At 66.4% G+C, this 20,078-nt stretch carries 18 protein-coding genes; 11 read left to right on the forward strand and 7 right to left on the reverse strand.

Annotation, left to right across the window (positions count from 1 at the left end):
- Positions 1-6: 6 nt before the first annotated feature.
- The gene (locus ACQP0C_RS12140) at positions 7-411 is read right to left on the reverse strand and encodes a cupin domain-containing protein (protein WP_433733022.1); all 405 of its coding nucleotides are present in this window, start codon (positions 409-411) and stop codon (positions 7-9) included.
- Positions 412-431: 20 nt separating this feature from the next.
- Here ACQP0C_RS12140 and sigJ point away from each other — a divergent pair, with 20 nt between their 5' ends.
- On the forward strand, positions 432-1,292 hold the full coding sequence (gene sigJ, locus ACQP0C_RS12145; RefSeq protein WP_433734519.1) for an RNA polymerase sigma factor SigJ: 861 nt from the start codon (positions 432-434) through the stop codon (positions 1,290-1,292).
- Positions 1,293-1,434: 142 nt separating this feature from the next.
- Here the strand turns inward: sigJ and ACQP0C_RS12150 are convergent, their stop codons facing one another.
- On the reverse strand, positions 1,435-2,445 hold the full coding sequence (locus tag ACQP0C_RS12150; protein WP_433733023.1) for an LLM class flavin-dependent oxidoreductase: 1,011 nt from the start codon (positions 2,443-2,445) through the stop codon (positions 1,435-1,437).
- Positions 2,446-2,598: 153 nt separating this feature from the next.
- Between ACQP0C_RS12150 and map the strand changes: the two genes are divergently transcribed.
- The 3 genes from map to ACQP0C_RS12165 all read left to right on the forward strand — a co-directional run bounded on the left by map (position 2,599) and on the right by ACQP0C_RS12165 (position 5,757).
- A complete protein-coding gene (map, locus tag ACQP0C_RS12155) occupies positions 2,599-3,462 on the forward strand; it encodes a type I methionyl aminopeptidase (protein WP_433733024.1) in 864 nt (287 codons plus the stop codon).
- A gap of 79 nt (positions 3,463-3,541) precedes the next feature.
- Positions 3,542-5,086: a cobyric acid synthase gene (locus ACQP0C_RS12160; protein WP_433734520.1), complete on the forward strand. Its 1,545-nt coding sequence runs from the start codon at positions 3,542-3,544 to the stop codon at positions 5,084-5,086.
- A 107-nt stretch (positions 5,087-5,193) separates the two neighbouring features.
- The gene (locus tag ACQP0C_RS12165) at positions 5,194-5,757 is read left to right on the forward strand and encodes an alpha/beta hydrolase (protein ID WP_433733025.1); all 564 of its coding nucleotides are present in this window, start codon (positions 5,194-5,196) and stop codon (positions 5,755-5,757) included.
- Here ACQP0C_RS12165 and ACQP0C_RS12170 read toward each other — a convergent pair.
- Positions 5,737-6,804 (reverse strand): alpha/beta hydrolase, encoded by a 1,068-nt coding sequence (locus ACQP0C_RS12170; RefSeq protein WP_433733026.1) that lies wholly within the window; start codon positions 6,802-6,804, stop codon positions 5,737-5,739. The genes ACQP0C_RS12165 and ACQP0C_RS12170 overlap by 21 nt on opposite strands.
- 261 nt (positions 6,805-7,065) lie before the next feature.
- On the opposite strand from ACQP0C_RS12170, the gene mqo reads away from it, so the two are divergent.
- The 6 genes from mqo (at position 7,066) to ACQP0C_RS12200 (ending at position 14,515) form a co-directional block, all read left to right on the forward strand.
- Positions 7,066-8,559, forward strand: coding sequence for a malate dehydrogenase (quinone) (gene mqo, locus ACQP0C_RS12175; protein ID WP_433733027.1), 1,494 nt, complete (start codon positions 7,066-7,068; stop codon positions 8,557-8,559).
- 38 nt (positions 8,560-8,597) lie between these two features.
- Entirely contained in the window at positions 8,598-9,047 is a 450-nt protein-coding gene (locus ACQP0C_RS12180; RefSeq protein WP_433733028.1) for a GNAT family N-acetyltransferase, read from the forward strand.
- A 535-nt stretch (positions 9,048-9,582) separates the two neighbouring features.
- Positions 9,583-11,754 carry a magnesium chelatase subunit D family protein gene (locus ACQP0C_RS12185; RefSeq protein ID WP_433734521.1) on the forward strand — a complete coding sequence of 724 codons (2,172 nt, stop codon included), beginning with the start codon at positions 9,583-9,585 and terminating at the stop codon, positions 11,752-11,754.
- Positions 11,755-11,948: 194 nt separating this feature from the next.
- Positions 11,949-12,563 carry a cob(I)yrinic acid a,c-diamide adenosyltransferase gene (cobO, locus tag ACQP0C_RS12190; protein WP_433733029.1) on the forward strand — a complete coding sequence of 205 codons (615 nt, stop codon included), beginning with the start codon at positions 11,949-11,951 and terminating at the stop codon, positions 12,561-12,563.
- A gap of 115 nt (positions 12,564-12,678) precedes the next feature.
- Entirely contained in the window at positions 12,679-14,088 is a 1,410-nt protein-coding gene (locus ACQP0C_RS12195; RefSeq protein ID WP_433734522.1) for a cobyrinate a,c-diamide synthase, read from the forward strand.
- A 25-nt stretch (positions 14,089-14,113) separates the two neighbouring features.
- Positions 14,114-14,515 carry a cobalamin biosynthesis protein gene (locus ACQP0C_RS12200; protein ID WP_433734523.1) on the forward strand — a complete coding sequence of 134 codons (402 nt, stop codon included), beginning with the start codon at positions 14,114-14,116 and terminating at the stop codon, positions 14,513-14,515.
- Positions 14,516-14,656: 141 nt separating this feature from the next.
- Here ACQP0C_RS12200 and ACQP0C_RS12205 read toward each other — a convergent pair whose 3' ends face one another.
- The gene (locus tag ACQP0C_RS12205; protein WP_433733030.1) at positions 14,657-15,787 is read right to left on the reverse strand and encodes a hypothetical protein; all 1,131 of its coding nucleotides are present in this window, start codon (positions 15,785-15,787) and stop codon (positions 14,657-14,659) included.
- Between the two features lie 8 nt (positions 15,788-15,795).
- Entirely contained in the window at positions 15,796-16,926 is a 1,131-nt protein-coding gene (locus ACQP0C_RS12210; RefSeq protein WP_433733031.1) for a phosphotransferase family protein, read from the reverse strand.
- Positions 16,927-17,205: 279 nt separating this feature from the next.
- Here ACQP0C_RS12210 and ACQP0C_RS12215 point away from each other — a divergent pair, with 279 nt between their 5' ends.
- Entirely contained in the window at positions 17,206-18,567 is a 1,362-nt protein-coding gene (locus ACQP0C_RS12215; RefSeq protein WP_433733032.1) for a DoxX family protein, read from the forward strand.
- 22 nt (positions 18,568-18,589) lie between these two features.
- On the opposite strand, the gene ACQP0C_RS12220 is transcribed toward ACQP0C_RS12215, so the two are convergent.
- Both ACQP0C_RS12220 and ACQP0C_RS12225 read right to left on the reverse strand, forming a co-directional pair.
- Positions 18,590-19,549: an isopenicillin N synthase family dioxygenase gene (locus ACQP0C_RS12220; protein ID WP_433733033.1), complete on the reverse strand. Its 960-nt coding sequence runs from the start codon at positions 19,547-19,549 to the stop codon at positions 18,590-18,592.
- Positions 19,550-19,602: 53 nt separating this feature from the next.
- Positions 19,603-20,076, reverse strand: coding sequence for a nucleoside deaminase (locus ACQP0C_RS12225; protein ID WP_433733034.1), 474 nt, complete (start codon positions 20,074-20,076; stop codon positions 19,603-19,605).
- Positions 20,077-20,078 lie beyond the last annotated feature (2 nt).

The raw sequence follows: 20,078 nt of genomic DNA on the forward strand, positions 1-20,078 counted from the left end.
GACCGGTCAGCTCTCGCTGGTCGTCGGCTGGATCTGGAGTGCGTCGCTGGCGAGGAATTCGGTGCGGTGGCCGTCCTGGTCGAGTAGACCGCGAACATCGCCCTGCTGGGCCTGTCGCCAGATCGGGCTGTCGACGAAATGGTTGTCGAACCTTTCCTGGGTATCGAGGATTTCGAGTGGGCTCGCCTCGCCTTTGCGGATGCGCTCGCCCAGCCGGAAGTAGTCGAAACGTTCGATACCGGGTGTGAAGATCACCAGAACGTCCGCGGACGCGGTTGCGGGAGCCGCCCACGCGTGCGTCATATTCGGCGGTATCAGCAGGAAGTCGCCCGTATTGATCACGTGGATCTCCTCGCCTGCCAGCACCCGCAGCGTGCCGCCGAGCAGGTAGAACAACACCCGAGACCACACGTGACCAGGTCGACACCTTTCTGGACCATCGCGAACTGCTGTTCTCGATCGTCTACAACATGCTCGGCACCGTCGCCGACACCGAGGATGTCCTGCAGGAGACCTGGCTGGCCTGGTCGACTCGCCACCGCGCCACCGATGCGACTCCGGTGCAGAACCCGCGCGCCTATCTGGTGCGCGTGTGCACCAATCTCGCGATAGCACGCCGAAGTGCCATGCGGCGCAGCCGGGAAACCTATGTCGGCCCGTGGCTGCCCGAACCGCTGCTGGCCACCGCGGACACCGCGGCCGACACGGTCGAGCGGAAGGAATCGCTGACCATGGCGATGCTCGTCGTGCTGGAAACGCTGTCACCGCTGGAACGGGTGGTTTTCGTACTGCACGACGTCTTCGGCTTCGCACACGGCGAGATCGCCGAAATGCTCGACCGCTCACCCGCGGCGGTGCGTCAGCTCGCGGTCCGGGCGCGCCGCCATATCCGCGCCCGGCGTCCGCACACCACATCGCGTCCGAATATCGGGACCGAGGTCGCCGAACGACTGATGGCCGCGACACTCGGCGGTGATCTCACCGCGCTACTCGAGGCCCTCGCACCCGAGGTCACCCTGTGGACCGACAGCGGCGGGCGTGGCGTGGCGAAGAGCCTCGAACCGGTCCACGGCCGCGACCGCGTCGCCGCCGTGCTCATGGCCATTGCCGCCGACCCGCGGCCGACCCGCCTGAGCATCGACTACCGATATGTCGCGGGCGATCCCTGTGCGCTGATCTTCTCCGAAGGTCGGCCTTTCGCCGTAGTCGTCATCGAGTTGGCCCCCGAGACGAATCAGGTCACCGCGATCTATTCGATCACCAACCCGGACAAGATCTCCGAAATCCGCTGACCGCCACCCTCGCCGAGATCTGTTGTGCACCTTGATGGGTCGGCCACGTAGTGCGGGCCGGTGTTTGCCCTCTACAGTGCCGCGGTGGCGATCGTGACCGGTGCGACCTTGGCCCGGATCGGTTATTACTCGTGAAGGGGTGTCAGCCGATCTGCGGGGCGACTTTTGTGCCGAGTAGATCGATATTGTGCAGCACCTTCTCGTGCGGCAGGGTGCCGACGCTGGTGTGCAGCATGAAGCGGTCCAAACCCAGGGTGTCGCGGATATCGGCGATCTTCTCGGCAACATAGTCGGGCGTGCCGACGAACAGCGAACCGCTTTGCGAGCGCATGGCATCGAATTGCGGGCGGGTCATCGAGCCCCAACCGCGTTCGCGCCCAATGGTGCTCATGGCCACGGCGTACGGCTCATAGAAATCCGCAACGGCCTGCTCGTCGGTATCGGCGATATAGCCGTGCGCGTGCACCGCCACCGGTTGCTTGTCGTGCCCGCCCTGCTCGAGTGCGCGGTGGTAGAGATCCACCAGCGGCTTGAAGCGCGCGGGTTGGCCGCCGATGATCGCGATCGCCAGCGGTAGGCCGAGCAGTCCGGCGCGGACCACGGATTCCGGGCTGCCGCCCACCGCGATCCAGACCGGCAGCGGCCGGTTGTCCGTGCGCGGATAGATCACCGCATCGCGCAAGGGAGCACGGAACTTGCCGTTCCAGGTCACCGGCTCGTCCGCGCGAATATGCAGCAGCAGTGCCAGCTTCTCCTCGAACAGCTCGTCATAGTCGCTCAGGTCATAGCCGAACAGCGGAAAGCTCTCGGTGAACGAACCACGCCCGGCCATCAGTTCGGCACGGCCGTTCGAGAGGCCGTCCAGCGTGGCGAAATCCTGGTACACACGTACCGGATCATCCGAGCTCAGCACGCTCACCGCACTGGTCAGCCGGATGCGCTCGGTGCGCGCCGCGATCGCCGCGAGCACGACCGCGGGCGCGGATGCCGCGAAATCCTTGCGGTGGTGTTCGCCGACGCCATAGACGTCGAGCCCGGCGCGTTCGGTGGCGACCGCCTCGTCCACCACCTCGCGCAGCCGTTCGGCCGCGGTGGGCGCCGGTCGGTCGCCGACCGGGTACAGCTCCGCGAAAGTCGTGAGTCCCAGTTCCACAGCTCGAGTCCTGTTCCTGTGTAGTTTCTGTGTCAACCACTAGCCTAAACGGACCGTGGTCCGAAACTATTCCATCGGATGGCCATGGGCTCGCGGCCAGGTCGGGCGCGGGGACGGACGGTGCGCGGTGGTCGGTGCGGATAGTCTTGTTCCATGTCAGTGCGTACCCGTCAGCCACTTGTTCCCGGCACGCTTTCGTCCACCCGTGAAGTTCCACGCTCGATCGAGCGCCCGGAGTACGCGTGGAAAAAGACCGTGAACGAGGGCCACGAGCCCTGGGTACAGACCACCGAGACCATCGAAAAGATGCGGCTCGCGGGCAAGATCGCGGCACAGGCGCTCGAGGAGGCGGGCCGGGCGGTGGCGCCCGGCGTCACCACCGATGAGCTGGACCGGATCGCGCACGAGTACATGTGCGATCACGGCGCGTACCCATCGACATTGGGGTACAAGGGTTTTCCGAAGTCGTGCTGCACCTCGCTGAACGAGGTGATCTGCCACGGCATTCCGGACTCGACGGTGATCCAGGACGGTGACATCGTCAATATCGATGTCACCGCCTATATCGATGGCGTACACGGCGACACCAATAAGACCTTCCTGGCCGGTGATGTCGACGAGGAGGTGCGGCTGCTGGTCGAGCGCACGCACGAGGCGACCATGCGTGCCATCAAGGCGGTTCGGCCGGGCCGTGCGCTCAATGTGATCGGGCGGGTGATCGAGTCCTACGCCAACCGATTCGGCTACGGCGTGGTGCGCGATTTCACCGGCCACGGCGTCGGTCCCACCTTTCACAGCGGCCTGGTCATCCTGCACTACGACCAGCCCGCCGTGGAATCGGTCATCGAGCCCGGTATGACCTTCACCATCGAGCCGATGATCAACCTCGGCGGTATTGATTACGAGATCTGGGACGACGGCTGGACCGTGGTCACCAAGGACCGCAAGTGGACCGCGCAATTCGAACACACGCTGGTCGTGACGGAGACGGGCGCCGAAATCCTGACCTTGCCGTGATGGACGGGCCGCGCGGTTCGAAGCGTGCGCATAACGGGGATGCGGTGAGCACCTTCACCGAGTTGCCGTGACCGGCGAGCTGAAGGGCGCGCTGCTGGTCGCCGGAACGACCTCCGACGCCGGGAAAAGCGTTGTGGTGGCCGGACTTTGCCGAATGCTGGCCCGGCGTGGGGTACGCGTCGCGCCGTTCAAGGCGCAGAACATGTCCAATAACTCGGTGGTCACGCTCGACGGTGGCGAGATCGGCCGCGCGCAGGCGCTACAGGCGGCGGCGTGCGGGCTGGAGCCGAGCGTGCGGTTCAATCCGGTACTGCTCAAACCCGGTAGCGACCGGCGCTCACAACTGGTGGTGCGCGGCAAGGCCATCGGCACCGTCGGCGCCCGCGACTACTTCCGGCATCGGCAGGATCTGCGCGAAGTCGTTGCCGCCGAACTGAATTCGCTGCGGGCCGAATTCGATGTGGTGATCTGCGAGGGTGCCGGTTCGCCCGCCGAAATCAATCTGCGCGCCACCGATCTGGCGAATATGGGTCTGGCCCGGGCGGCGCGAGTGCCGGTGCTCGTGGTCGGCGATATCGACCGTGGCGGCGTGCTCGCGCACCTGTTCGGCACGGTGGCCGTGCTGGAACCCGAAGACCAGCGACTGATCCGCGGCTTCATCGTCAATAAGTTCCGCGGCGATGTCGAACTGCTGCGCCCCGGACTCGACCGGCTCACCGAGTTGACCGGCCGCCCGACGCTGGGCGTCATCCCGTACGCGGACGAGCTGTGGATCGATGCGGAGGATTCGCTCGGCACCGTCGCCGACGCACCGGTCGGCCGCCCTCGCCCGCCGCTCGGCGCCGAATGGCTCACCGTGGCCGCCATCCGCCTGCCGCGCATCTCCAACTCCACCGATATCGAGGCCCTGGCCTGTGAACCGGGTGTCGCGGTGCGCTGGGTCAGCGACCCGTCCCGGCTGACCGATGCCGATCTGGCGGTGCTGCCGGGCAGTAAAGCGACCGTCTCGGATCTGGAGTGGTTGCGGCGCACCGGAATCGCCGACGCACTGCGCGCCAGGGCCGCCGCGGGGCGGCCGATCCTCGGCATCTGCGGCGGCTATCAGATGCTCGGCGCCCGCATCGTCGACCGCGTCGAATCCGATGCGGGGACGGTCGCGGGATTGGGTCTGCTCGATCTCGAGATCGAATTCGCCGACCCGAAGATCCTGCGACGCAGCACCGGATGCGGCATCGGTAACGGAATTCCCGTGCACGGCTACGAAATCCATCATGGTCGGGTCGGGCGCAGCGGTGATCCGGCCTGGCTGAAGCTGAACCCGTCCGAACCCGAGGGCAGTGCCCGCGGCGCGCTCTGGGGCACGCATCTGCACGGCCTGCTGGAATCGGATGAATTCCGCCGCAGCTGGCTGCGTGAGGTCGCCGCACAGGCGCGCCGTCACGATTTCATCGTCGCCGACGACACTTCGGTAGCGGCGATCCGCTCGGCCCAACTCGACCTCCTCGCTGACCTGATCGAAGATCATCTCGATATCGCCGATATCGAGCGCCTGCTCACCGACAGTGCACCGGCCGAGCTGCCCACCATCGTCTCGGGTCTGGGAATTGCCAGCACACCGCTGTGATCGCGCGACTTTGCATCCGTGTGAAACCGCTGGCATGTTTATATCCCTAACGCGCGGGGTAGGTGACACGCGGTCCCGTTCAATTGAGGCGTGTACCGTACTCCGGCATGAAATCTCGGCGGATCACGGTCGGTGACCGGGCATGGACCGTGCGGGTCGACGGCCCGGAGTCTCGGCACAGCGTGCTGCTGTTGCCCGACGCCGGTGATCCGGTCGACGTCTACGACCAGGTATGTGCGCGTTTGCACACCTCGGACCTGCGCACGATAGCGGTGGAATCGGTGGCGGACCTGGATCCGGCGGGCGTGCACGCCATCCTCGACGAGCTGGGCGTTCCGTGGGTGAACGTCGCCGGACGGGGTGCGGGCGCCACGCTGGCCTGGCAGGTCTGCGCGGGTGGTTTCGGCCGGTTCATCAGCCTCGTGGTGGCCGATCGCGGCCATCCCGCGGTACCTGCCGCCGACGGCACGGTGGTGGACCCGAACTGTCGGCCGGTGGAGGTGGCCGCCACGGTGCTGGTCACCAAGAATCTGGCCCGCTCGGTCGCGGACTCGTCCGGGCGCTACGTCTACGGCGAATTCCGGGTCGTGGAGATCGACGTCGACAATGTGGCGACCGAGGCCAACCATGAATTGGCCACCGAGATCGTGCTACGCACCAGCCTCTGGTGAATCGGCGGTCTTCTTGCGGAAGACCGCCAACCAGTCCAGCCAGCTGTCGAGCTCGGCGAAGGCCTTGGCCAGCGGTTCGGCCGAGGACAGGAACACATCGTGGCGCGCGCCGTCGATGGGAACGATATTGGTCCGATCACCGAGGCAGCCCGACCAGCGCTGAATCTGCCTGACGTCGAGCACCGCGTCCGCCACGTCGACGGCCGGACCGTATTGGCGCGCGAATTTCGTGATGCGCGAACGCAGAATCAAGGCGGGCACGCCGACCGACAGACCCGCTTGCAGCTCGGCATGCCCGTTGCGGATGGCGCGCAGCCAGCCGAGCCGGACCGGGAACCCCGCCAGGGGTTTCCAATCCAGGTTGTAATCCCATTCGCCCGCGACACTGCGGTGCAGGCTGTCGCCATAGGAGCTGATCTTGCCGCCGGGTAGTTCGACCATCGAGCGGAACCGGCCCAGCGCCTTGATCACCGGGGTGCCGATGGTCCGGTAGTACGACGGGCCCTGCAGGTCGAACCAGGGGCTGTTGAGGACCAGGCCGACGATGCCGGACCCGGCCGTGCCCTTGGCCCTGTTGAGCCGGTCCAGCCACAGCGAGGCGACCAGGCCGCCGGTCGAATGCGCGACCACCAGCACGTGCTCGCCCACCTCTTCCTGGACGATCCGCAGCGATTCGTTCAGTTCGGCGTCGTAGAGCGCCAGATCGGTCACGTAGTGCGGCGTCTGGCCATCGCGCAGCGAGCGACCGCACTTGCGCAGATCGAGTGCGTAGAAGCGATGCCCACGCTCGGCGAAGTGTTCGGCGAGATGCTGTTGGAAGAAGTAGTCGGTGAACCCGTGCAGGTACAGCACCGCGGGTTCGGTGGCGGCGGCAGCGGTATCGGGGGTGTACCGCACCAGGGTCGCCACGGCCTCACCTTCACCGTCGGGGTCCGGACCGAGCGGTAGGGTTCGCTGCTCATAGCCCGTACCGAGGACATCCGGCTTCCACCGCTCGGCGGCCGGAGCCGTGATATCGGACACGCTGAGCGAGGCTTCGTTCGTCACAAGGACCAATCTAGGCGACGTCTGCGCCGGATCGAAGATCGAACCCGGGAAGGAATCTATGTCACATTCGGCAAGTTCGTTGCCGGTCTTCGAACAGGTGAGGTGCACAATTGGGCGTAGGTGAACGGCGGGTAACCTACATCCGCCGAGTCACGCAGGACTCGCGAACAACCACATAGCGCCCGTGCCCAGCAGGCCCACCGTGGGGGTGGGCGTGCGCACAAGGACAAGGAAGTCGATCTACCCGTGCCGAACGCTGCCATGACTGAAAAGACCGATGTAGTACTCATCGGTGCCGGGATCATGAGTGCCACCCTCGGCGCACTGCTTCGGCAGTTGCAGCCGGAATGGTCGATCTCCCTGTTCGAGCGGCTCGACGCCGCCGCCGCCGAGAGCAGCGATCCGTGGAACAACGCGGGCACGGGACACTCCGCACTATGTGAGCTCAATTACAGCCCGCAGAATGCGGACGGCTCGGTCGATATCAGCAAGGCCATCGACATCAACGAGCGCTTCCAGGTTTCGCGCCAGTTCTGGTCCTACGGCGTGGAGAACGGCATCCTCGGCGATCCCGGCGCGTTCATCAACCCCATTCCGCACGTCAGCTTCGTGCACGGCGCGGACAATGTGGACTACCTGCGCAAGCGTTACGAGGCGCTGTCGCGGCACCCGCTGTTCGCCACCATGGAATACATCGACAGCCCGGACGAATTCGCGAAGCGACTACCGCTGATGGCCAAGGGCCGTGACTTCTCCGATCCGATCGCGCTCAACTGGACCAACGAGGGCACCGATATCGACTTCGGTTCGCTCACCAGCGAACTGCTGGCCTACCTCGGCCGCGCGGGGGTCGATCTGGCCTTCGGTCACGAGGTCCGCGACCTCAGCAAGCAGGCCGACGGCTCCTGGCTGGTCAAGGTGCGCAACCTGCGTACCCGCCGAACCCGCACGCTCATCAGCAAATTCGTCTTCGTCGGCGCCGGTGGCGGTGCGCTGCCGCTGCTGCAGAAGTCCGGTATCAAGGAGGCCAAGGGTTTTGGTGGCTTCCCGATCAGCGGTCAGTTCATCCGCTGCACCAACCCGGAGCTGATCAACAAGCACGAGGCCAAGGTCTACGGCAAGGCCGCGGTCGGCGCGCCGCCGATGTCGGTGCCGCACTTGGACACTCGCATCATCAAGGGCAAGCCCGGACTGCTGTTCGGCCCGTACGCCGGGTGGACGCCGAAGTTCCTCAAGGACGGTAAGAACACCGACCTGTTCAAGTCGGTCAAGCCGAACAATATCTTCTCACTGCTCGGCGTCGGCGTCACCGAACTCGGCCTGACCAAGTACCTGATCAGCGAGCTGCTCAAGTCCGAGGCGGGCAAGGTGGGCACCCTGACGGAGTTCATGCCGCGCGCGGACGGACACGACTGGGAGCTGATCACCGCGGGGCAGCGCGTACAGGTGATCCGGCGCAAGGGTGCGGGCGGTGTGCTCGAGTTCGGCACCGCGGTTATCGCCGCCGAAGACGGCACCATCGCGGGTCTGCTCGGCGCGTCGCCCGGCGCGTCGACCTGTGTGAGCGCCATGATCGACGTGCTGCAGCGATGCTTCCCGCGTGAGTACGCCGACTGGACGCCGAAGCTGAAGGAAATGGTGCCCTCGCTGGGCGTGAAGCTCTCGGAGAACCAGGCGCTGTTCCAGGAAGTCTGGGATTGGTCGACCAAAACCCTGAACCTGAACGGCACGTCGGCCAACACGCCCAAGCTGTAGGGGTCGCGCCGATCGCCTAGTTGTGATAGCAAGACGCGATGATGTCAACGGTTGCACTCAAACGGTCCTGGGCGCTCGATCTCGACACCGCCACCCTGTACCAGCTGTTGAAGCTTCGCGTCGAAGTCTTTGTCGTCGAACAGAAATGCGCGTATCCGGAGCTGGACGGTCTCGACCTGCTGCCGGAGACGCGCCATTTCTGGCTCGATGACGAGGGTGAGGTCATCTCGACGCTGCGCTTGCTCGAGGAGCACGAGAACGGCGTGAAATCGTTCCGCATCGGGCGGGTGTGCACCTCGGTTCCGGCGCGCGGGCATGGATACACCACCCGGCTGGTGCAGGCCGCGCTCGCCGAGGCGGGGTCGGCGACGGTGCGACTGAGTGCGCAGACGTACCTGGTCGATATGTACGCCAAGTTCGGGTTCAAGCCCGATGGCGAGGAGTTCGAGGAAGACGGCATTATGCACCTGCCCATGCGCAAGGGCTGAGTGCTGGCTGTCGTGTAGATCGTGGGCGCCTCGCGCAAGGTGTCAGCTTGTGCGAGGTGGTCGCTGGGGGAGTGGGCAGACGCGAAGGTCGCGGTCGCTGGGGGCGGGGGCTTGTGCGGTGGTCGCTGGGAGCGCGCCGCGGGCTCGAGAGCTGCTCTCTGGGGAGTGCATAGACGTGGGCCCGGTGAAGCCGTCGCCAGGGAGCGTGGAGGCAGCCATGCAGTTGGCCTGAGGGGCGCGCTGACGCGAGCCTGTGCGGTGGTTGCTGGGGAGCCCGGGCGGTGCATGTTCGACCGTGCGCATGTGCACATGCTCGACCGGTCGCATGGTCGAGTTGCTACTCGCACACGTTGTGAACGGGTGAGGCCATCGCCGGGGGATCGAGCTGGAAATGCCGTATGCGGTCTCGCCGCAGGGGTGCCGATCAATGGGCGGGCCGGATGCGTGCGTCTCGGCTGTACGGTTCGGGCCGGTGGAGGGTGCTGCTGGGTGGTGGTTTCGGCGCGAATACAGTTGGGGCGTGTCCCTGTCCCATATGGAAACCGCGCCGCATGCCTCCTCGCTGACCGGTTCGCGTCCGGACACGGACGGTGATGCGGGCTTCCCTTTCTCGGCGGTGGTCGGGCAGGAACGGTTGCAGCTGGCGCTGATCCTGTGCGCGGTGCATCCCGGGATCGGCGGCGTGCTGGTGCGCGGGGAGAAGGGGACCGCGAAATCGACTGTGGTGCGGGCACTCGCGCAGTTGCTGCCGCCCGTTGTCGATGAGACCGGTGCGCGGCCCGCTCGGCTGGTCGAACTGCCCGTTGGCGCCACCGAGGATCGGGTGGTCGGCTCATTGGATCTGGAACGGGTGCTGCGCGATGGTGAGCAGGCGTTCCGGCCCGGGCTTTTGGCGGCCGCACATCACGGCGTGCTCTACGTCGACGAGGTGAATCTGCTGCACGACCACTTGGTCGACGTCCTGCTCGACGCTGCGGCGATGGGGCGGGTGCACATCGAACGCGACGGCGTCTCGCATTCGCATCCCGCCCGATTCGTGCTGGTCGGCACCATGAATCCGGAGGAGGGGGAGCTGCGGCCGCAACTGCTGGACCGATTCGGGCTCACCGTCGATGTCGCGGCCTCGCGGAATGTGGACGTCAGGATGGCGGTGGTGCGCCGTCGCCTCGACTACGAGGCGGACCCGGCCGAATTCGCCGGGCGCTATGCCGCCGCCGATCGGCAAGTGGCCGAGCGGATTCTCACGGCCCGCGATCGGGTCGCCGCTGTCGCGCTCGACAATGTCGAGCTGCGGCGGATTGCCGCGCTGTGTGCGTCTTTCGATGTCGATGGGATGCGGGCGGATCTGGTGGTGGCCAGAACCGCTACCGCGCATGCGGCTTGGCGTGGGGCGGATGCGGTGGCCGAGGAGGATGTGCGCGTCGCCGCTGAGCTGGCACTGCCGCATCGGCGGCGTCGGGATCCGTTCGATGAGCCGGGGATCAGCGAAGAGCAGCTGGATGAGGCGATGCGCACGGCGGGAGAAGAGGCTGCGCGCGCCGAAAACTCCAGTGGGCGTGACGAATTGGAGCATCCGAGTTCGGGGAACGATGGTGCATACAGCCATCCGAATGACGCGGCATCAGCAGGCGGCCCTGGCAGCCCGAGCGATGCCGGCCTGAGTGACCATCGAGACGATGGGGCATCCCATGGCGGCTCGCGCGATGCCGACAACACTGACCATCTGGACGATCCGGAACGCAACGGTGGCCCGGATGGTGGCGGCCCCGACAACAACTCGGACGGACCCGGTCCCGATGACGATGGTCCGGATTCGCCGAGCGGCGGGCCCGGTGGCGGGCAATCGCCGTCCGCGCGCGCGGGGCGTACTGGTACACCCACGACATCTGTTGTGACACCGCCACGTTGGGAGGTGCCCGGCGTCGGTGAGGGTGCGGCGGGTCGCCGTTCGCGCGCACAGACCAGACAGGGCCGTACCGTTCGCCCCAGTACCGACACCTCCGCTGGCCTCCATCTGCTCGGCACCGTCTTCGCCGCAGCGCCGCACCAGCGCTCCCGTGGTCGCGCCGATGGGCCGTTGAAGTTGGCCGCCGATGATCTGCGCGGTGCGTATCGCGAAGGGCGCGAAGGCAATCTGGTGGTTTTCGTGGTCGACGCCTCCGGATCCATGGCGGCCAGGGACCGGCTTTCGGCGGTCACCGGCGCCGTGGTCGCCTTGCTGCGCGACGCGTATCAGCGCCGCGACAAGGTAGCGGTGATCACCGTGCGCGGTCAGGAAGCCGAACTCGTCCTGCCGCCGACGTCCTCGGTGGATATCGCTGTGCGCCGCCTGTCCGACATGCGCACCGGCGGCAAAACCCCCCTCGCCGCAGGACTTTTGAAGGCGCGCGAAGTAGTACACCGCGAGCGCGTCCGCGATCCCCGCCGCCGCCCGATGCTGGTGCTGCTCACCGACGGCCGCGCCACCGGCGGCACCGACCCGGTGCTGCGCACCCGCACCGCCGCGCATCTACTTGCCAACGAGTCGATCACCTCGATCGTGGTCGACTGCGAACGCGGCATGATCCGCCTCGGCCTCGCCGCCGACCTGGCCCGCACCCTCCGCGCCGGATACCTCCAGCTCGCCGAACTGACAGGCGATTCGGTCGCGGATGTCGTTCGCGCCGGATCGGGTCGTCCAGGTGTCAATGCGACCCGAGCCGCATGATCGCGGTGCTACAGGCTGGCCGCCGACTTGGCCCACATCGCGCGTCTCCGATATCTCTAGCTCGGCGACGACACCGAGGCCCGAGCTGTCAGCTGTGACGGCTGGGCGTCGAATCAGCTTCGGTCGTACCGCAGTTAACGATATGGCCGCGACTCGCGCAGGCGCTCTGATCAATGGATTTCCAAGGAGTTTCGATGCCTAAGGGTGTGCCGGAGACAGTTCCGGATGACGGGCTGACCACGCGGCAGCGGCGCAATCAGCCGGTGCTCGCGGTGCATACGGGGCCGGGTAAGGGGAAGTCGACGGCCGCCTTCGGGATGGCATTGCGGGCGTGGAATCAGGGCTTCGATATCGCGGTATTCCAGTTCGTGAAGAGCGCCAAGTGGAAGGTCGGCGAGGAGGCCGCCTTCCGCACCCTCGGCCGCCTCCACGAGGAGACCGGCACCGGCGCCCCGGTCGAATGGCACAAGATGGGCGAAGGCTGGTCCTGGACCCGCAAGCAGGGCACCGATGAAGACCACGCCGCCGCAGCCCAGGCAGGCTGGCGCGAAATCGCCCGCAGACTACAAGCTGAACAGCACCGCTTCTACGTCCTCGACGAATTCACCTACCCCCTCAAATGGGGCTGGATCGACCTCACCGAAGTAGTCGACACCCTGCAAACCCGCCCAGGCAACCAACACGTAGTCATCACCGGCCGCGACGCCCCCTCACCCCTACTCGACGCCGCCGACCTGGTCACCGAAATGACCAAAATCAAGCACCCCATGGACGCAGGCCGCAAAGGCCAACGAGGCATCGAATGGTAATCCCCCGCGAGAATGCGCTGGTGCAGGCGGGTACTCGACGTTCGCCTGCATCAGTGCATGGTGATCAACTGAGCAGCGGGTCGGGGGTTGGGGGGTTGTGAGGCGAGTTCCGGCGGTGGTTGTTGCGGCTCCGGCTTCGGGGAGTGGGAAGACGACGGTGGCCACGGGGTTGATCGGGGCGCTGCGGCGGGCGGGACATCGGGTGGCGCCGTTCAAGGTGGGGCCGGATTACATCGATCCGGGCTATCACGGGTTGGCGGCGGGGCGGCCTGGGCGCAATCTCGATCCGGTGCTGGTCGGCGCGGAACGTGTTGTGCCGCTTTACCGTCATGGTGCGAATAGCTGTGATCTGGCGGTGGTCGAGGGTGTGATGGGGCTGTTCGACGGGCGCATCGACGAGAACCAGGCCGCACCGATCGCCGAGGGCTCCACCGCCCAGGTTGCCGGATTGCTCGGCGCCCCGGTGATATTGGTCGTCGATGCCCGCGGCCACAGCCAGAGCCTCGCCGCCCTACTCCACGGCTTCGCCACCTTCGACTCCGGAATACGTTTGGGCGGGGTCATCCTGAATCGCGTCGGCAGCGAACGCCACGAGGAGGTCCTGCGCGCCGCCTGCGACCGAGTAGGCCTCCCCGTCCTCGGCTCACTGCCCCGCATGACCGAACTAGAGGTCCCGTCCCGCCACCTGGGCCTCATCCCCGCCGTAGAACACGGCCCCGCCGCCACCGCCGCCGTCGAAGCAATGACGGATCTCGTCGCCACCCACGTAGATCTCCCCGCCATAGCCGGCCTGGCCCACACAACCGTCACCGGCCCTGCATGGGATCCAGCCACCGCAATCCAGGCCGCTGCGGAGTCGCTGTCCGAGCGAGATGCTGTAGGGGTGGGGCTTGGGCCGGTGATTGCGATGGGTGGTGGGCCTGCGTTTACATTCGGGTATGCCGAGCATCGGGAGTTGTTGGTGGCGGCGGGGGCTCGGGTTGTGGTTTTTGATCCGATGCGCGATGAACTTCCTGCTGGTACAGCGGGATTGGTGTTGCCCGGTGGGTTTCCGGAGGAGCACGCGGCGGAATTGGCGGCCAATACCCGACTGTTGGCGCAGGTGGGGGAGGGGGCGCGGGCCGGGCTTCCGGTGCATGCCGAATGCGCTGGGCTGCTGTATCTGACTCGTTCGCTCGACGGTCACCCGATGGCGGGTGTGGTCGATGCAGCGGCGGAATTCGGCCCCCGCCTTACCCTTGGCTACCGAGATGCCGTGGCGCTCACCGATTCCACACTGTGGCGAGCGGGTGAGCGTGTACGCGGCCACGAATTCCACCGCACCCGACTGGTGAGCTCCGGCGCCGACACCCCCGCGTGGGGCTGGCACGCCGCAGGTGCCCGCATCCGCGAGGGGGCCCTCATCCACCGCGTACACGCCTCCTACCTACACACCCATCCAGCTGGAAACCCCCAAGCCGCAAGCCGTTTCGTCGCCGCGGCCGCCTACTACGCCCAAACCCGTGCCGCCGTTCGACACCCCTGAGGTGCGACCCGACGTTTCGGCGATCGTGGTCGCATCGCCCAATAGGCAAGCGCGATCACGCGATTTGGCTGTCGGGATCGGGTTTCGACCGGGGACATCGAGCGAACGCCTGCTGGCTGCGCTGCGAGAAGTGGTGGGTGACCAGCCCATTGCCTGTCTCGCGACCATTGACCGGCGCGCTGGGGAGCGTGGCCTGCTCGGTGTCGCGAGCCGGTTGGGTGCTTCGGTCCGTGCTTATGCGGCGGCCGAACTTGCCCAGGTCGATGTTCCCAACCCCTCGGCCCGCACCGGTGACGCGCTCGGTACCTCGAGTGTCGCGGAGGCTGCCGCGCTGCTCGCCGCCGGTGGGCCGCTTGTTATCCCCAAGCGGACGGTCGATGGAATCGTGATTGCTGCCGCGCTCGTCGCCGAATCGCCTTCGGCATAACGCGAGTCAGGAAGCGGCAGGTTTGCCGAGTTCGATAGGCGACGGGCCGATGGTGAAGAACGCTCGGACGTACCCGCTCATGGGGCCCGCCCGGACGCGCCCGCGCGAACCTGCCCGCTCGGACGCGCCCGTCCGGAACCCCTACGGCGCCACGGAGCCCCAGTCGGCGAAGCCGGTCGGATCGTGTCGACCGAGACTCGCGTGCTCGAACAAACCCCACCCCTCGGACTCCCCGCAGCGGGCATGCGCGACGTGGTCGATGACGCCGAAGGGGACGCGGCCAGCAATGGCCGGGTCGGTGAGGTCGTAGGTGCTGCTCGAGGACCAATCGCGGCCCATCCAGCGGCCGTGCAGCCAGTCCGGGTCGCCGCCGTAACCGCAGCCGACGTGCAGGGCGACATTGGTGACGGTGCGGATCTCGACCTCGAGCGGTTTACCGTCCTGGGTGGTGAGCTCCAACCGAGCGCCTACGGGATGCCGTGTGCCGGAACGGTATTCGATGTGGTAGCGCGGCCATCCCAACTGTTCGGTGCGGCCGTCCGGGAAGACACGGACGGCGTCGTTGAGGGTGCGCTTGCCGTCGGGCTCCTCCTGCAGAATCACCACGATGGCGAAATCGTCGAAGCGAATCGGCACATACATCCACCAGAATCCGCCGGAGGGTTCGGCGGCAGCGCGGCCCGGAGGCTCGGGTTCGCCGACCGGGCGAATGCCCCAGGAGCGGTCCCTGGTGCCCATCCAGACGGCCGGGTCGACGGTGAGGTCTGTGCCGTCGACGTGCAGCGTCCCCTCCCACGAGCCGACCTGCGCGAAACGGGTCGCCTGGATGATCGGGCGGTTGCCGTTGAGGATCAGATGCGGCTGTTCCTCGACGGTGGGGAACGATCCGTGCCAGGTGAGGTCGAAGCCGAGATCGTCGTGCTCGCAGACCACCCGGATGCGCTGCAGCGGTTCCTGCACCTCGATGCGGTAGCCGCCGACCCGCAGGTCGACGCCGCGATCGCCGAGCGCGTCGGAGAAGCGGACCGTGCGCTGGATATCACCACGCCGGACGCAGGCGTACGCGTCGATCACGCCGAGGTTCGGATAGACGCCGCCGCCGGTGACGAAGAAGGTGCCGCCATCGCGGTCGTGACCGTTGAAATAGCTTCGGTCGTAGAAGTTCCGGTCGCTGCTGGCGACTCGGGCCATCGACAGATGGGTCTGGTGGATGGGGTATTCATCAAGGGGCGAAGGCGCGGAGCCTACGGAGCGACCCTCGGGTACAGCCATGATTTCCTCTAATCCCATTCGTAGGTTCCGTCGAGCAGCGCCTCGAGGCTTGCCCGGTGCATCACGTAGTCGTCGCGATCGGCAGTGTCGGTGTCCTCGCCGAAATGGATCATCCGGCGCTTGACCCTGGCCATGACGATCGCGTGCCGCAGCGCCGCGTAGACGATGTAGAAGTCGAGATCGCGGACCGTATATCCGGTGATCTCTTCGTATTTCGCGACAACATCCGCGCGCCGCAGGAAGTCCGGCAGCCCCGGCTGGTCGAAGCGGGTGGCGATGTCCTGGAAGAAGCGGTGAATGAAAATGAGCCAGGCGATATCCAGCTCACGCGGGCCGAGTCCGGCCATTTCCCAGTCGAGTACGCCGACCGGGGTGAATCCGTCGTACAGCACATTGCCGGGGCGGGAGTCGCCCCAGCTGAGCACGTCGGGGCCGGGATCGGCGGGCCAGTGCGCGTCGAGCCAGTCGAAGGTCCGCTCGATCAACGGGATCGGGTAACCGTCATCGGCCAACGCCCAGCGATACCAGTCCCGGTGCCATTCGACATGACGGCGCAGCGCCTGACCGGGACCGTCCAACATCGGGAATCGCGTTGCCGGGTCCGGGATTTCATGCACCTTCGCGATGACCTCGACGGTCTTCGCGGTCAGTTCGGCACGTTCCTCGGGACTGGCGTCGAACAGCCAGCCGATGAACACATACGGCGGATTGTCCGAGGGCACCCGCCCCTCGATCCGGCGCATGACGAAAAACTTTGTGCCGAGCGCCTTCTCGTCGGTCTCCAGCCAGCACAATTCGGGTACCGGCACCTCCGAGGCCGCCGCGACCCCTGCCATGATCCGGTATTGCAGTTCCAGGTCATAGTTTTCGAAGACCGGGAAGGAATCGCGCTCCGGCGTCATCCTGGCCACGAACGAGCCGTGCTCGGTCCGCCCGCCCACACTCCATTCGGCGTCGAACAGCACCGTCGGACTCGACATCCCGGCGCCCTGCGGCCGCGACAGCGCCGAGATCTTGGGCGGGTGATCCGCGCCGACCCTGCCGCCCAGCCACCGGGACAGGTCCTCGGCGAGGGTGTCGAGGTCCCGCGCGCTGACGGTCAGCTGCCGCCGCGCGGTGGGGTCCGGATCTTCGGCCATTCTCTGTCCTCCTGACGCATGTGCCTGCGGCGACTGTAACGCGTTCTAGTCGGTGCTTACCGCAAAAATTCGAAGAAAACGTACGACCCTCACTGGGTGATATTCGGTATTGACATTCCAGCGCGCCGGGCAATCGGCGAGCCGGCGGTCATACTTCCGGCGGATGCGCGTACCCCGATGGGTCGGGGTGGAAATCGGGGTTTTCCTGGAAGCGAGTGGGCAATCGCGCGGATACCGTCGGCTGACGTGGCGTCGTCGGGTGAGCGTGAGGGGATCGGTGTGAGTGCGGTCGGTACGGAGGTTCTGGATCGGGCGGACAGCGACATACCGCTCGGGGCTCCGGTTCGGTGGAATCTGTTGACCCGGATCGTGTTTCGGTTCTGCTTCGGCTATTTCGGCCTGTTCTGCCTGCTGTTTTCCCAGATTCCCTTCGCATTTGCCGGACTACTGGTCGACTCTCTGCCCGACAACGCGGCGATCTGGGAACTTCGCGTGATGAGCCCGGTCGTCGAATGGTCCGGGCGCGGGTTGTTCGATACCGAGGTGGTGCTGCGGGAGGATTCCGGCAGCGGCGATCAGTGGTTCTTCTGGTCATTCATCTGCTGCCTGCTGATCGTCGCGGTGGTGGCGACGCTCATCTGGACGGTGCTGGACCGGCACCGGCCGAACTATCAGCGGCTACAGGCCTGGTTCCTGCTCTTCATCCGGATCTGCCTGGGCGGACAGATGCTGCTGTACGGGTTCGCCAAGGCGATTCCGACGCAGATGCCCGAGCCCTCGCTGGCCACACTGCTGCAACCATATGGTGAGTTCAGCCCCGCCTCGGTGCTGTGGCATCAGGTCGGGAGTTCACCGACCTACGAGATCTTGCTCGGCTGCGCCGAAGTGCTCGGCGGGCTCTTGCTTTTCCTACCGCGCACCGCGACGCTCGGCGCGATGTTGAGCCTGGTGAGCTTGGCGCAGGTCTTCGTGCTCAATATGACCTTCGACGTCCCGGTCAAGATCCTGTCCTTCCACCTCATGCTGCTGAGCATGGTCCTGCTGGCGCCGCAGGCGCGGCGGCTGGCGAATGTGCTGGTGCTGAACCGGCCATGCGAACCCGCCACGCAGCCGGATCCGTTCCGCGGCAACCGAGCTCGATGGATCGCGATCGCGCTGCAGATCGCGCTCGGCGTGTGGATGGCGTTGGGTTTCGTGCACACGGGGCTGAAGTACTGGAACGAGGGCGGCGGTGGCAGCCCGAAGCCGCCGCTGTACGGGATCTGGACGGTATCGGAGTTCACCAAGGACGGGGTGCCGGTTCCGCCGCTGACCACCGATGACACACGCTGGCAGCGAGTCGTTTTCGATGTGCCGGGGATGACCTATCAGAAGATGGACGGCACGCTGGTGCCGGTCGTCCCCACTGTCGATACCGCCGCGCATACGATCGCGGTATCCGCACCGCCGCAGCAGCCGGACGCCCAGCCGAGTTCGGTCGCCACGTTCACCTTCGAACAGCCCGCGCCCGACCGTCTGACGCTGAACGGGCAGTTGAACGGTCGGCCGGTGACCATCGCCCTGCAGCGGGTCGATCTGAACAGCTTCCCGCTGCGCGGCCGTGGCTTCAACTGGGTGCAGGACTATCCGTACTTCCGCTGAAATCCCTTGCCGAAGTACCGGATCAGCCGATGGTGATGGCGTCCAGCCTGGTGCGCAGGAAGGCCGCCGACACCACCGGTTTCAGTCCGCGCACCCGGCCGATCGGCGGCTCGAGCGGGGTGACCACGGCATCGTGATCGAGTTCGTAGAAGTAGATCAGCGAGACCAGATCCTCCTCGGGCGCCTCCGGTTGCGGTGGCAGCACCCGATGCCTGCCGGACGGCCAGCGTTCGCCGCTCCAATAGGCGAGCAGGTCACCGATATTCACGGTCAGCGCGGCCGGATCGTAGGGTGCGTCGGCCCAGCCTCCGGCTTCGGTGTAGATCTGCAATCCGCCGGCGCCGGGCTCGCGATCGAGCACGGTGACGGTGCCGAAATCGGTATGCGGGCCGATGCGGTACTGACCGGGTTCGGGCGCGCCGACCGCGCTCAGCGGCGGGTAGTGGTTGATATTGCAGGTCCAGGTGGGACGTGCGGCCAGCCCCTGAAAAGGGTTGGCTGGCAACTGAAGTGCGGCAGCGAACAGGGCGAGCAACTCATCGGAGAGGGTGCGCATGGCGGCGGTATAGGCGGTCATCAGCTCGCGCAGTTCGATCACTTCTTCGGGCCAGACATTGGGCAGGAACCAGACCTCGTCGACCTCGGGATCGCCGGTGTGGGTGTCGGCGCCGACGGCGTAGGTCTCCTTGAGATCGGGTGGCGTTTCGGTGCCCTCGGCATATCCGTTGGCCTCCTTACCGGGACCGATCCAGCCACGGCCGCCGACGGTGACGGCGTAGCGTTGCTTGACCTCGTCCGGCAGCGCGAAGAAGCGGCGGGCCGCCGCACGCACCTGCGCGGGCAGTTCCGCCGGTATGCCGTGCCCGTAGACGAGCAGGAATCCGGCGCGACGCAACCCCTGGTCCACGTCGCGTTCGACTTCGGCGGCGGCCGGTCCGCCCGCCCGCCACCGGGTGAGGTCGATCGAGGCGATCGAGTTCATGCTTCGGTCCCTTCTATTCGGCCAGCGTGCGGAAGGCTCGACGGGGTGTTCTGCTACTGCGCGTCGATCTGGTCGGACACCCCGATGTCTTCGTGCCAGAGCAGTGGCTGGTCGGTGATGAACGCGGTCATCAGGTCGATGCAGCGCTGGTCCTCGAGCACGGTCACCGCGACGCCGTGTTCGGCCAGCCAGTCGTGGCCGCCGTGGAAGGTCCGCGACTCCCCGATAATGACCGCTCCGATGCCGAACTGGCGTACCAGCCCGCTGCAGTACCAGCACGGCGAGAGTGTGGTCACCATGATGGTCGAGCCGTAGTCGCGGCGGCGGCCCGCGTTGCGAAACGCGTCGGTTTCGGCGTGGATACTGGGATCGCCGGATTGCACCCGGCGGTTGTGCCCGCGTCCGAGCAGGGTGCCGTCGGCCGCGAACAGGGCCGCGCCGATCGGGATCCCGCCTTCCGCCAGTCCCCGCAGCGCCTCGTCATAAGCCACCTCTAGCAGTTGCCGTGCCGGTATCGCCTGCGTCATGG

The sequence above is a fragment of the Nocardia sp. CA-129566 genome, from assembly GCF_050956075.1.
Taxonomy (GTDB): Bacteria; Actinomycetota; Actinomycetes; order Mycobacteriales; family Mycobacteriaceae; genus Nocardia.

Coding starts and splice junctions, on each gene's coding strand:
- ACQP0C_RS12220 (WP_433733033.1), bottom strand. CDS start 19,549: ATGAACTCGATCGCCTCGATCGACCTCACCCGGTGGCGGGCGGGCGGA.
- ACQP0C_RS12210 (WP_433733031.1), bottom strand. CDS start 16,926: ATGGCCGAAGATCCGGACCCCACCGCGCGGCGGCAGCTGACCGTCAGC.
- ACQP0C_RS12185 (WP_433734521.1), top strand. CDS start 9,583: ATGGAAACCGCGCCGCATGCCTCCTCGCTGACCGGTTCGCGTCCGGAC.
- ACQP0C_RS12205 (WP_433733030.1), bottom strand. CDS start 15,787: ATGGCTGTACCCGAGGGTCGCTCCGTAGGCTCCGCGCCTTCGCCCCTT.
- cobO (WP_433733029.1), top strand. CDS start 11,949: ATGCCTAAGGGTGTGCCGGAGACAGTTCCGGATGACGGGCTGACCACG.
- map (WP_433733024.1), top strand. CDS start 2,599: ATGTCAGTGCGTACCCGTCAGCCACTTGTTCCCGGCACGCTTTCGTCC.
- ACQP0C_RS12225 (WP_433733034.1), bottom strand. CDS start 20,076: ATGACGCAGGCGATACCGGCACGGCAACTGCTAGAGGTGGCTTATGAC.
- mqo (WP_433733027.1), top strand. CDS start 7,066: ATGACTGAAAAGACCGATGTAGTACTCATCGGTGCCGGGATCATGAGT.
- ACQP0C_RS12165 (WP_433733025.1), top strand. CDS start 5,194: ATGAAATCTCGGCGGATCACGGTCGGTGACCGGGCATGGACCGTGCGG.
- ACQP0C_RS12180 (WP_433733028.1), top strand. CDS start 8,598: ATGATGTCAACGGTTGCACTCAAACGGTCCTGGGCGCTCGATCTCGAC.